The organism is Enterococcus sp. AZ109, assembly GCF_051714625.1.
Taxonomy (GTDB): Bacteria; Bacillota; Bacilli; order Lactobacillales; family Enterococcaceae; genus Enterococcus_A.
Map to the genome: position 1 here is coordinate 2,104,692 of NZ_JBIOSF010000001.1, position 13,215 is coordinate 2,117,906.

Genomic DNA, 13,215 nt, shown 5'->3' on the forward strand with positions numbered 1-13,215 from the left:
CCTTATGACAGTATTAAGAGATGGTGACACAGCAATTGAGCAAATAGTGACAAAAGGCAAGCTGACTACTCACTTGCCTGCTAGTCAATTTAAACTGACTAACATAAAACAATTTCAAAAAGTATTGAACCAGACCGCAGAGTGTTTAAATGGTCAAATATCCCAACAATCAGAAGAAGAGCTGGTGATTGACTATGAGCTCCCCAACTTGTCAGAGACAGTTACTAGTTTTGCCAAGCGTTCAGATGAATTGGAGCGGCTAAAACTTGCACAAAAAATGAAGTTCCTTTGGGAGGTAGAGAAGCTGCTGTTGAACCCATTTATTCATCCTGACAATCTATTTTTGGTAGGGGATGCAGTTTGTGTAGGTCATCGTGGGTTGCTAGAAGTCGTAGCGCCGTTCACCCCAAATAAAGAATTGTTTATGAAACAATATAAAGCATTAATTAGTTGTATCTTACAACCTCAGCTAAGCTATGAGACTTTAGTAGACGGTTTAGGTGCGGTTAGAAATGAGCTGATCGAAAAAATTTATCAAGCCGACACATTGCATGAAATCAATCAGCATCTTGCAGAAATGGTTACTTTTTTAAGAGAAAGAAATTTGCGGGAGAAAAAGCTGGTAAAAAAACAACACTATCGATTATTTAAATGGGGGAGTATCACGCTCTTGGCCGTAGCCATTGCTATGGGTATAGGGCTGGCTGTGTATGCAGGACAAGTAGTCCCTTTGCAAGAACGGATCATTGAAGCAGAATCGAAGTTTATCTTTAGTGATTATTCTGGTGCAACGGATGAATTGAAAGAAGACGATGCCGCTGAACTACCTGCTTCAGCACAGTATGTTTTAGCGGCTAGTTATATTCAGTTAGACAGTTTAACGAACGAACAAAAAGAGGCAGTACTAAACACGATTTCACAAAAATCTAGTGAAAACACGTTGCTATTTTGGATTTCTCTTGGTCGGGGTAATTTTGATGAAGCCTTAAGCTTAGCAAAAAACATCGGCGACAATCAATATGTCCTGCATGCCTATACTAAGCTTTACGACTCTACCAAAGCTAACACAAAAATGGATGGTGAGAAAAAACAAGAGCTGTTAAAGGAGTATGAGGAACAAATCAATCAATATGTAGGATTGTTGGGAGGTCAAACAGATGGAAGCAATGAAGCACAATAAGCAAATGGCCTCGATCGATGATCAGAATGTTGCTAAAGACCATATTTTGTACGATATTTTCTATTTCGGTACAGTCTTTGCTCATAGAGAAATATCTGAAGGAGAACAAGTAGATTTTCTGGGGCAGCAATTGACCTGTAGAAATGGTGTTCTCTTTATCAACGGAGAAGATTACTCGCTTCATGAAAGTAAAAAGCTTACAATCCTACCTCATGACCAGTTGACTGTGTACACTACTACTGTGCCAGAAGAAGTTATTCGTATTTCAAAGACTCCTGGAGTGGAGTTATGCTTAACGACTGAAGCATTTGGCATGCTGAATTGCAAAAATGAACAACACCACTTAATTCTGCATGCTAACGGAGCTGAAGTTTTTTGGCGAGGAGAATTGGTTGAGGAAGTCGATGCCAGCTTTAATGTAAGCGATCAAGTAATTATCGATGGCGTGTTAATCGAGCGGCGGGAACACCAGTTAAAAATTACTACAATAAAAAATGGTATTCAATTCAATTTTTACAAAATCATGCCAGAAGAAACAAAACAAGAATTTCCATTGAGTTTTCCTGATTTCCGGCGTAGTCCCCGAATTCATTTGAAACCGCCAGAAAAAGAGCAAACGGTGGCACCGCCAAGCACAAAGGAAAGTGAAGGAAAAAGCGAGCTGCTACGGTCAATCGTTCCACCATTAGGAATGGTTGCTTTAAGTGGTGCTACTAGTGTCTTGAGCGGCGGCAACCCGATCATGATGCTAAGTATGGGTGGAGCTAGCCTATTAACTGCGGGCTTCTCAGTATCCAGCTATTTTACGAATAAAAAAGAAACAAAACAAAAAAATGCGTTACGTAATGAAACTTATCAGCGCTACTTGATTCAACAGCAAAAGAAATTAAACTGCTTAGCTCAAGAACAGCGTGCAGCTTTAGAATACCAAAATCCATCTATGGAAGTTTTAGCAAAAATGACTAAAGAATATGATGCTCGTATTTATGAACGTACGGCTACGAATGCTGACTTCTTACAATGTCGTCTAGGCACTGGTGAAATAGCGACCAGCTACAAAGTAGAATTTCGCAGGAGTGAACACGAGATAGACGAACTAGCTGATTTTGCTGAAGAACGAGTTGTGGCGCCTCACAAGACGTTAAAAGATGCACCTATTACGACTACTCTTATGGAGCAAACCATTGGCTTAGCGAGAACACCGGAGAATTTACGAACTGCAGTTCAAACAATCCTATTTCAGCTAGCGGTCTTTCATTCGTACCGTGATGTACAATTTGTTGCCTTGTTACCTGAAGAAGAGTACTTAACTTATTGGCATAATTGGCGCTGGTTGCCGCATTTTCAGATTCAACAATTGAACCTAAGAGGAATTATTCACAATGCTCAGAGTCGGGATATGGGTCTAAATTCTTTTTATCAATTAATTACCAAACGTCGTCAGCAGTTGAAAGAAGCTGGTAAAAACGAAAAAATTCGGTTCGCTCCCCATTATATTTTAACTATTTTGGATGAGAGTTGGCTTTCCGGACATGGGTTGAATGAATACCTAGCAGAAGATATGAGTCAATACGGCGTGACGGTGATCTGGGGGAAAGAGATTGCCAATATGCTGCCGGAAACAACGACTACCTTGATTGAATACCAAAGTCGTGAAGCAGCAACCTTGGTGAACGAAAACCATATATACCTTAATCAAAGTTTCCGGCCACTTCATCTACCAACTAACTTTACAGTGACTGAAGCGATTCAGCGTTTAGCTAATCTAAATCATGTTGAAGTAGAAAAAAATGCCATACCTGAATCCATCGATTTTCTTGGTATGTATGATATTAAAAAGGTTGGTGAGCTGCAAATTGCAGAACGCTGGCAAAAAGCCAATACCTCCAAATCGTTATCTGTTCCATTGGGCTTGCGTGGAAAAGATGATCTTGTTTATTTGAATTTGCATGAACGAGCTCATGGACCTCACGGACTAGTGGCAGGTACAACGGGATCAGGAAAATCGGAAATTGTGCAAAGCTATATATTATCTTTAGCCGTGAACTTCGCACCTGAGGATGTGGGTTTTCTACCGATTGACTTCAAAGGCGGCGGAATGGCGAACTTGTTTGCAGAGCTGCCCCACTTATTAGGCTCAATCACCAACTTAGATGGTGCCAGCTCTGCTCGGGCGTTGCAAAGTATTCGGGCAGAGCTGCAAAAGCGACAACGGAAATTTAGTGAATTTGGTGTCAATCATATCAATGGCTATACCAAATTGTACAAACAAGGCAAAGAAGTGACTGATCCAATTGAGAAAAAAGACTACCCGGATGATCCATTACCACATTTGTTTCTGATTAGTGATGAATTTGCTGAATTGAAAGCCAATGAACCTGATTTTATGGCAGAGTTGGTTTCAACGGCGCGAATTGGTCGATCGTTGGGGGTCCATTTGATTTTGGCAACACAAAAGCCTAGTGGCGTCGTGGATGATCAAATCTGGTCTAACTCTCGCTTCAAGTTGGCGTTAAAGGTTGCTGATCCAGCCGATTCCAATGAGATTATTAAGACACCTGATGCTGCCAGTATCACACAAGCTGGTCGTGCTTATTTGCAAGTTGGGAATAATGAAATTTATGAACTGTTCCAGTCCGCATGGAGCGGTGCCAGTTATGATCCTGATGCTACGCATGAAGAGAAGGTAGATGAACGAATCTGGTTGATTAACAGTCTGGGACAATACGAACTTCTGACAGCAGATTTGTCTGAAGATGACGAAGTGGTTGCGAAAAAAGAAGAAGAACAAACTCAGCTAGAAGCAGTTGTAGAGGCAATAGCTGAATATGCAAAGACTACTCAGGCAGTCTTGCCAGAAAAACCTTGGTTGCCACCTTTGGAGGATACTATAGATACACCTGTAATCTCACAAAATGCTTGGGAAAAAGAACGCCAGCTAGCAGTGCCACTAGGTTTAATGGACATACCAGCTCGTCAAGAACAAATCAATTTTGACTATGATTTGGATACTTTCAGTCATACTGCTGTTTATGGTTCTCCAGGGTTCGGAAAGTCGACATTAGTTCAGACCTTAATAATGAACTTGGCTCGACAAAACAATCCGGAACAAGTTCAATTTAATCTTTTTGACTTTGGAACAAATGGCTTGCTGCCATTAAAAGATTTGCCCCACGTAGTCGATCATGTCCGCTTGGAGGATGAAGAGAAGCTGTTAAAATTCTTGAAGCGGATTCGCTTGGAAATTCAAGAAAGAAAAGAAGCCTTTACCGCTTACGGCGTAGCCAGCTTGTCTCAATACGAAAAGAAATCTGGTGTAAGCCTGCCGGTTATCGTGACTGTTGTAGATGGATTTGATGCCGTTAAAGAAAGTCCTATGGAAGAACAAGTAGAATCTGTGCTAAATCAGCTGCTGCGCGAAGGGGCCAGCCTAGGCTTGTATGCAGTAATGACGGTGTTACGCACCAACAGCTTCCGCATGAGTATGTCCAGCAATATTCCGTCACATATTGGCCTGTTCTTAGTAGAAGAAGGAGCTATTCGTGACGTAGTAGGGCGCGATGCCTTGATACCACAAGAAATAATCGGACGCGCTCAAATCAAGCTTGAAGTGCCGCAGGAAGTCCAAATCTATTTGCCGGTAGGTGGTGAAAATGATTTAGATCGTCTGAATCGCTTAGAGGCAGAAATCGCTGAAATGGATCAAGCTTGGCAGGGAGAGCGTCCGCTGAAGATTCCAATGCTTTCAAATGTAATTAGCATGGAAGACTTCTTTGCCGACAAAACAGCCCAGCAAATGCTGGGGCACTTGCAGTTACCGATTGCTTTAGATAAAGAAACAACAAACGTTGTAGGCTTTGATCCGCAAAATCACGGGTATTTTGTAATTGGAGACGATACACCGCAGCAAACTGAAGCAATTGAACGGGTAATAGTTGAAAACTTCAGACGATTAAGCGGTCGGGCTCAAAGAGTGGTGTTTAATGAAAGTGAACGCTTTGGAGAGTATTCAGAAAGCTTTGACTTGCTGGTTTCTGCAGCAGAATACAGTACTTTTGTGAATGATCTAGTCAGCGAAATTAGTGAACGTGAAGTCAGCGGTATCCATGAACCAATGTTTGTTTATATACCAGATGCTCATTCCTTTGGTGAGAAAACCTTTATATCCAGAGAGAATTTCACTATCTATTTGAAAAAAGGTGCGAAGGTGGGGATTTACTTCATCTTCCATGGCAATCAAAAACAAATCGAAAGCAGCTTTGACGATGTAAATAAAGCTTTACGAGCGAATGTGCCAGCTGGAATGATTGGAACTCGCTTGATTGATCAAAATATAATCAATGTAAAGAGCAGTTACGGGGAACCAACTGTCGAATTAGATGAGAGCCACTTCTTTGTCGGCCGCAATGCTTGCCGAGTGAAGCTAGTAACAGAGCAATAGAAACAAGGTTGCTACTTTTAGATAAACATCTAAGAGTAGCAGCTTAAAAAGGAAGTATTTATAGAAAAGGTGGGTTTTAAAAATGGTAGATGCGTATAAAAAGTTTTGGGGAAATTTTGGTAATTTCAGAGGTGTAACTGGGAGAAAAGATTATTGGTTAGCGTCAATTGCTAATAGCTTAGTGCTTTTAGCAATGGCGATTCTTTTGATACTGGTTAGATACGGATCAATTTTGTCTTTAATAATAGTTGTAATTACAGTGCTATTCTCATTGATTGTACTGTTTGGTTCATTAACTATGCAGGTTCGCAGATTACGAGATGCTGGGTTCCATTGGGCCTGGATGTTCATTGGACTGCTGCCTTATATCGGATCAGTTGTGTCGATCGTTCTAGTTTGTATGCCAACTAAACAACAGCCAAAAACTGCTGAAGAATTGGAGTTTTAATCAAGATAGGCAACCAAACACCAACCAGGAAAAGGCAACTTCACTCAAGCTGTTAAGGATTGAACTATCCACACCGGATATTGTTGGATTATGTGCTGATCATGAAGAGTTATTAACGCTTGCTGCGTGAAGTTGATAATAGCGTAAGAGGTGAACACAGTTGCTGCTTTTAAGCAAAAGCTTAAAGGGAACACTTCAAAAAATATAGAAATGGTGGATGTTAAAAAGTGGTAGATGCGTATAAAAAGTTTTGGGAAAATTTTGGTAATTATAGTGGGGTAACGGGGAGGAAAGAGTATTGGTTAGCTTCAATTGCTAGTATCTTAGTGCAGCTAGTATTTGTAATACTGATGGTAATGCTTGATTCTGAATCAATTTTATTTTTGCTGCTTATGTGCTTTTTAGTAATTTTTTCAGGGGTAACATTTCTGTGCTCAATATCTTTGAAGGTTCGCAGGTTACGAGATGCAGGGTTCCATTGGGCGTTTATGTTCATCGGACTGGTACCATATATTGGATCAATTGCGTCAATCGTTCTAGTCTGCATGCCAACTAAACAACAACCAAAGATTACTGATGAATTGGAGTTTTAATCAATGAAAATGATCAATCAAAAACCAGGAGAAGTTTCCTTTACGCGAGCTGTTAAAGATTACTTTTTGGGTTATGTAGAGTTCAAAGGCCGTACGACCCGCGCCGGATATTGGTGGGTTCGGCTAATCACAATGCTGTTCAATTTCTTTGTCATAGTGCTGGCATTCGGCCTCTTTTTCAAAGCATCGGTTGAAGCTTTGCAATTTTATGATTATGAGTATGTTACGGAAGAAGAGTTAGGACTGGAAGTAATCCTTGCCTTAATGCCGTACTTGCCGTTGCTTATTTTATTTGTTTTCATCTATCTGGCTTTTTTCTTACCTGACTTGGCATTAACCTGTCGAAGATTAAGAGACACTGGTTTGAGCGGACGCGGAATTTTAGCCCATTATTTAGTGATTGCTGGTCTAACGATATTCCAGTACACCTTTAAGATTGCTGAGGTGATGACTTACGAATCGTCAACTTATTCTGTGGCAGCACTATTTTGCAGCGTGCTCCTAACGGGTATTGGTGTCGAACTTTTTATCTTCACTTTAATGCCAACTAATGAGTTGACCACTAACGGAAAAAGCGGCTTCCAGCGTTTTTTCTTTCGAGCAAAGGAGCTGCCTATTCAGGAAATAATGGTTGAAGAAAATCAAGTAAACATAACCGAAGAGACTTCGCCACAAACATTAGAAGAGGATTGATTATTCTATGAGTGAAGAAGCTGCAAAAGCACAAAGAAGGGCTCAGGCTGCGCAAAAAAGAGCAGCAGCTAATCGGCAGGATAAATACACTAGTGTTGCAAAGATTTTGGAACTGTTCAAATTTAACTAAGGGTCAAAAGTTACTGCGAAACTGCATCAATCGTTTTGACGTTTCGCCAAATGAGGTCGCTGATATGTATCAAGCACAGTGGAACATTGAATTTTTTCTAACGTTTGGAGCAGAACGTGACCATCAAATGTCTGTATTCTCAAAGTGAGAAAGGCGCAATCAATCAAGTCATACTCATCTTGATTGTGACGCTTCCGACCTACTTGATTAAGATTTAACTGAAGGTCACTGTGACACTTTTTCAACTGAAAAGAGCAGTTCATTAAGCCAGTTGAAAATGGTTTGAGACGCTCTGATCGGATTAACGTGAAGTAAACGGAAAACGTTCTTCAGAGTATTCTGATAAATCTCACGCAACACTAGTGACTGATTTTTTAATAAATCAGACTAAAAATTAGTATATAAATAACGAGAGGAGGCATTATATGAGCAAGATTGCTTCTAGTACTAGCCTAGCAACCGCCGCTGTTGCAGGAGTAAAATCAGTAACTATTAATAAAGGGCAACCAGTCTTTTTGGGAGAAAGTACAATAAATAGTATGATAACTGGAATGGAAGTTAATAACCAGTTGTTGTCAGATTTAGCCCAACTAGTTGAATGTGTAACGACTCAAAGCGAAAAATTCCCAAAAATTGCAGAACTTATTGCATTTCGAGATAGCCAGATTAAGTTTTAAGAGGTGAAAGAATTGGAAAAAAAAACGAATGATCAAGAACGTGCGAAATATGATCGGCTAATTTTAGAAAATGAACAGCTAATTGATGAACTTAATAATGAAAACAGAAAAATAGCAGAATCCATTCATAGCTTAGAAGAAGACCTTCATAGAGGATTTCGGAAACTAAATAATTTAGACAATCAGAATTCAAGATTTGGTGGTTCCAATACTAGTTGGCTACACCGTAATAACGAAGAGCAAGAACGAGCATTTCGTCAATTACTACGTGAATCCAATGAACGGATTGCAGCAGCCTACAAGAAAGAAACAAAAAAGATAGATGAAGAACGAGAGTTACTTTATAAGAAACGGAGTGATATTTCTTGGGATTAGTTTATTCAAGTCGTGAGTCCGCAGATTTGATTCAAGCATTAACAAGTAATTTGGCTAGTGGAAAAGAATCAATCAACCAATTAAAATCTGGAAGTAAAAAAATAGTTGCTGCAGTTGATGGGCGCACCTTAGCAGGTGCTGCTTATACTGCAGGAAAAGGATTGTTTAGCGATCTGATTATCCCGACGATCACAAGAGCAACGACTGCTTGTGATGCAATTGAACAAGAATTACAAAAATATCAATCAGCCGATCGTGCTATTTCAGGTGAAGGCTACTTAAATGAAGATAATTTGAATCAACAAATTGCGACAAAGAAAGCGATGAAAGCTTCTGTAGATTTTGCGTCAAATATGTCAAGAACAGCAACAAGAAATAATCCTGTGGCAGCTGTTTTAGATGCGTTGCTTGATTTTCAGCGAAGTCTAACTCGTATTTCGGGGGGAATTCAAGGCGATATTGATCAATTAAACAAGAAATTAGAAAAGCTACACAATTTTTCTTCTCAAACGAATGGTCTGTTCAGTAATAGTCTCAATGATTTGAAGATAGCTATGCAGGGAGTCCTGGTGTTAAACGGGACAATTGTAAATCCTGATGGCTCGTATACATTACCTGCTGGAGTAGATAAAAGTTGGTTTAATTCTCTTAAAAATACAGCTAAGTTAAAAGAGATGGAGGAAAAAGAAAAGAATTTAGCAATTAAAGAACTGAACGATTTGTTTTCTAAAAACCCAGCAGCTGCACTCGAAAAAATTAAAAATAATGATCGATTATTTGGCTATGTCATTGCGGCACTAGATAAGTTTCCAGAAGGAATTCAAAATGCTGCGTTGAATCTATTTATTATGCAAGAAAGTTGGAATCAACTCCCTAAAAATATTGCTAAGAATGTATTAAATAATCCGAAATTTGGATTGTATGTTAGTAAATTATCTTTAGATGATCAAGCCAAAGTTTATGGGAATTTACTGTATTTAAGTGACAAGGGCTGGGAAGTACTAGCTCCTCTAGGATATGTAACAAGTGTTTTATCTAAATCAAAAGCTGGTGAGAAAGTGATTGCAGGCTCTAAAGTCGGATTAACTTTGTTTAAGAAACTAGAACCTGTTTCTAAGTTTGTAAAAGCACATCCGGCGGTGAGAGAAGGACTTTCCTATGGTGGGGATGTATTAACAATTACTGGATATGCATATGAAGAATATACCAATCCTAAAAGTCCTGCTTATGGAAATGAAAGTAAAGCATTATATGGTGGTATTAATAAGTTTTTAGTAAATAGCGGACCTCTGGAAGGAGCTCAGTATGGCGGCGCTATAGGTGCAGTAGCTGGGACACTAAATTACTTTGGTCAAGGCGGTGGTTTATCTGATGTTCCTGGAGTAAATAAAATTCCCTACATAAAGGATGCTCTAAATTGGATAGATGAAAAACACACATTTTTTAGTGAAAAAGACAAAGAAAACTGGATAAAAGAGCAGTATAAAATTTATGACAAAAGACATGAGGGATTAAAAACTGGTGATTATTCAGGTTTTAAAATACCCAACAGTGACTATAAGCCAGGCATTCCGTCACACTCAGGAAGTCCTAATTCAAATCCTAATATCAATAATGGAAATGTATTCCCGAATGGAGTGAATTAAATTATATGAACAAAAAGTTAAATCACAAAATAGAGGAATGTTTAAATTATATATCTTTAGACGAAGCAAATGAATATATTGATTTGGAAGATGTTGATTTAGTTATGAACGGGAAGAAAGATCAGAAATTTTCCATGGGAATAAAGAAAATATTAGTTTTAATTGCTGCACTATTTTTCCCTGTTTTTATGGAGCTAGTCTTCATTCAAGAAGTTACCACGACAAATAATTTTTTTTACCCTAAAGTAATTGTTATCGTATTAGAACTACTAATTATCGGTTTAATAGTATATCAATTTCTAAAACCATATAATAATTTTTTGCGTAATTGGGGCTATAAAAAATATTGTTATACAAGCGCTAAGTTGGCGTACATTTCCTACTTTGTTGTAGGATTTGGAATGAATCAAGGTGACTATAAAGTTACGTTCGTTATATTTTCTTTCTGTATATTGGTACTCTTGTTTCTTTATTCTAGAGTAGAACAAAATATGATTTTAGAAGAAATGAATAAAACATTTAACAGGGATTATAAGACATCAAAAGTAATGAACATCATGTTAAAAGTATCTGGTGTTGTTGCTATATTAATTTTGATAGGTATACAAGTATATCGATTAAATAAGTGGTGGTTAAACAATGCTATAGCCGAAAATCCACTAGCTCAAAATAGTTTAATGGATGACCTTATAGGAATATTTGTAGGAATTCCGTTACTTCTACTCATCTCTTTGATACCGACCTATTTTCTATTTAATGCAAAGCATTATGTTCAAGGGAAAGTTATTTCGCAATATGCTGAAGAGTTTAGGGAGCAGTATAACTATACAAAAAAAGAATGGTACAGTGAATGATAGTAACAATCTGAAAATAAGGCTTTTGTAAATAATTGGGGGAATAAATAGATGAAAGATGTTTCTAAATTAATAGAGGCCATATCTTTTCCACATGCCTTAGAAAAAAATACGCTTCATAAAGTATATGAAACTATGAATGACCCTAAAAATGAATTGTTTCCTAAAACTCTTAAAGTTTTTGTACTAGCAGGTGTTTCTTGGAGCATAAGCTTGTTCTCAAGCATAAATTGGTTCATATCCCCTGTTTTTTCATTGTCGATGGTTATTTGCGGAATAGTATTCTATTTTAGGAGCCCTCTATACTTTAAAAAAGCAGCTTATGACAGTGTGATCTACCTTTTTGCACAGAATATGTTTATTTTTTATATATGTTCTTTGGAAATATCGGATAGTGTCCTTCTGAACAGGACTGTAGCTGTAATTTACATTATACTAAGCTACTCGTTTTCGCTTTATATAGTGAAAATCAAATTAATCGATACTATACAAGAGAAGTATTTACTAGGAAGAGAGGAAAAAATCAAAGCGAACATTATAAAAATTGTAAGAGCGTTTTCGGTAGTGTTAGTCACGTTTATAGCTATATTAATTACAGTAATGCAGTTTTATCGATTTAATAAGTGGTGGATAAATAGCAATGACTACGATTTCCTTTCCGGATTAAATGGGTCGATAATTGGAAATATAATAGTTATCATTTCAGTGTTTATAGGTATATTTGTATTAAGTACGATTACATTACTACCAACACTTCTTTTGGATTCAGAGACCCTTGCTGATGGATTAATATTACGGAGATATTCAGAAGACTTTCGAAAAGAATATGAATTTGAAAAAGAAAAATGGTATAGCGAATAGACTTTAGGCCGTATTAGCTCCGTATACACTCTTGGATGCACCTGTTATTGCAGTCGTAACAGCTAGAGTAGGAGCGTCGTTGCTTGTAGATAAGTTGGATAAGAAGTTTAAAACAACTGAAACGTTGAAGAGTGGATTTAACTCTTTAGTGAAAGGGGTGTCAAATTGGTTTCAATGAAGGAAATATTCGAGAATTTCGTTTCAAAGAGATATAAACCGTTCTCGCGAAAACCTTTTACTAGCCAGTCGTTTGCAGTGATTATTTATGGATATCTGTTTTTACTTGGGTTGATGATAGTCTGCAGATGGGCCGGGAATCAAGACAATTTATTTGATACACAAACAAATATTTTTTTGGATATTCAAGTAAAAGGAATATTGACAGTAGTTGTTTTGGCAAGTGTAGGATTGTTCCTATTCAAATTGCCCCAACTAAAAAAATTCGCTGTTGTAATAGCATATGGCTGTGGTATGGGGTACCCTTTTTTCATAGCAGCATTTTTCACGTGCATTACTGATAACCCGATTAAGTATGCTACTTATGGAGGACTATTGATCATACTTGGTTGGTTACTAGGAATTTTCATCCATTTATTTTTAGTAATTACATCAATAAAGCAGAATTCAATGAATATTCGAGATGTATATGCTGACTATTATGTCAATATTCTTGGGATTATAGCAATAAGTAGTATGATTTATGGTTTTACTTTCGATAGTGATTTCTTTATTCAAGTAGGAATTATGACAATTTTAACGGCAATGCTTGTCGTGGGTACTTTCAATTTTCCTCGTATACTCCCTTACTGGCGTGGAGAGGAAGATAAACCGGAAGTTTCTATGTATGGGAAATCATTAAGTATGATGAAAAGGGGAAAAAAGAATGATTGATACGATTTCTTTAGAGATGAATAATTTGGTATACACCGAGGTAAAGACCGTTCCAGACAATTTTTTATCTTTAGTTTTACAGTCGGAAGAGTTGCTATTTGAGGAGGGGTATTATAAAAATGGCCCGACTTTGATAGAGATTAAGCCAACTGAAATGGAGCTTGAAGAACAAACTTATAAATTTTATATTCCTGTGAATGAGCCAGTGGACAACGGTAATTCGAAATTGGTGGATAATTTGCACTTTGATAAGTTGTTGCGTCAGAGAGTTCCATTTGATGATGGAATCGATGTTGCTTTGGAATCCATGAAGGCGATACTTCAAGAGAATGATATCCAATACGCAGATAAATTATTGATGGCTATGATTGTAGTCTACGGAGAGTACTGGGTAGATTTAATGATACCCATTTTAGAGTAGGTGGA

Annotated in this window: 13 protein-coding genes; all 13 read left to right on the forward strand. The window is 37.8% G+C overall.

What is annotated here, in order from left to right; all coding sequences use genetic code 11:
* Positions 1-4 precede the first annotated feature (4 nt).
* The 13 genes from essB (at position 5) to IGI42_RS10110 (ending at position 13,210) form a co-directional block, all read left to right on the forward strand.
* Complete coding sequence (gene essB / locus IGI42_RS10050) at positions 5-1,180, forward strand: type VII secretion protein EssB (RefSeq protein WP_438715707.1); 1,176 nt, start codon at positions 5-7, stop codon at positions 1,178-1,180.
* Positions 1,158-5,621, forward strand: a complete 4,464-nt coding sequence (gene essC, locus IGI42_RS10055) for a type VII secretion protein EssC (protein WP_438715708.1) — start codon at positions 1,158-1,160, stop codon at positions 5,619-5,621. The genes essB and essC overlap by 23 nt, the downstream gene beginning before the upstream one ends.
* Before the next feature lie 82 nt (positions 5,622-5,703).
* A complete protein-coding gene (locus IGI42_RS10060) occupies positions 5,704-6,069 on the forward strand; it encodes a DUF805 domain-containing protein (RefSeq protein ID WP_438715709.1) in 366 nt (121 codons plus the stop codon).
* 227 nt (positions 6,070-6,296) lie between these two features.
* Complete coding sequence (locus IGI42_RS10065; RefSeq protein ID WP_438715710.1) at positions 6,297-6,662, forward strand: DUF805 domain-containing protein; 366 nt, start codon at positions 6,297-6,299, stop codon at positions 6,660-6,662.
* Between the two features lie 3 nt (positions 6,663-6,665).
* A complete protein-coding gene (locus tag IGI42_RS10070) occupies positions 6,666-7,355 on the forward strand; it encodes a DUF805 domain-containing protein (protein WP_438715711.1) in 690 nt (229 codons plus the stop codon).
* A gap of 7 nt (positions 7,356-7,362) precedes the next feature.
* Positions 7,363-7,485 carry a hypothetical protein gene (locus IGI42_RS10075; protein WP_438715712.1) on the forward strand — a complete coding sequence of 41 codons (123 nt, stop codon included), beginning with the start codon at positions 7,363-7,365 and terminating at the stop codon, positions 7,483-7,485.
* Positions 7,486-7,910: 425 nt separating this feature from the next.
* The gene (locus IGI42_RS10080; protein ID WP_438715713.1) at positions 7,911-8,162 is read left to right on the forward strand and encodes a hypothetical protein; all 252 of its coding nucleotides are present in this window, start codon (positions 7,911-7,913) and stop codon (positions 8,160-8,162) included.
* Positions 8,163-8,174: 12 nt separating this feature from the next.
* Positions 8,175-8,537 carry a hypothetical protein gene (locus IGI42_RS10085; protein ID WP_438715714.1) on the forward strand — a complete coding sequence of 121 codons (363 nt, stop codon included), beginning with the start codon at positions 8,175-8,177 and terminating at the stop codon, positions 8,535-8,537.
* The gene (locus IGI42_RS10090) at positions 8,528-10,183 is read left to right on the forward strand and encodes a T7SS effector LXG polymorphic toxin (protein WP_438715715.1); all 1,656 of its coding nucleotides are present in this window, start codon (positions 8,528-8,530) and stop codon (positions 10,181-10,183) included. Before IGI42_RS10085 ends, IGI42_RS10090 begins: the two co-directional genes overlap by 10 nt.
* Positions 10,184-10,188: 5 nt before the next feature.
* The gene (locus tag IGI42_RS10095) at positions 10,189-11,037 is read left to right on the forward strand and encodes a hypothetical protein (RefSeq protein WP_438715716.1); all 849 of its coding nucleotides are present in this window, start codon (positions 10,189-10,191) and stop codon (positions 11,035-11,037) included.
* Positions 11,038-11,088: 51 nt separating this feature from the next.
* Entirely contained in the window at positions 11,089-11,898 is an 810-nt protein-coding gene (locus IGI42_RS10100) for a hypothetical protein (protein ID WP_438715717.1), read from the forward strand.
* A gap of 165 nt (positions 11,899-12,063) precedes the next feature.
* Positions 12,064-12,789 (forward strand): hypothetical protein, encoded by a 726-nt coding sequence (locus IGI42_RS10105; protein WP_438715718.1) that lies wholly within the window; start codon positions 12,064-12,066, stop codon positions 12,787-12,789.
* Positions 12,782-13,210: a hypothetical protein gene (locus IGI42_RS10110; RefSeq protein ID WP_438715719.1), complete on the forward strand. Its 429-nt coding sequence runs from the start codon at positions 12,782-12,784 to the stop codon at positions 13,208-13,210. The genes IGI42_RS10105 and IGI42_RS10110 overlap by 8 nt, the downstream gene beginning before the upstream one ends.
* The last annotated feature ends 5 nt before the right edge of the window (positions 13,211-13,215 follow it).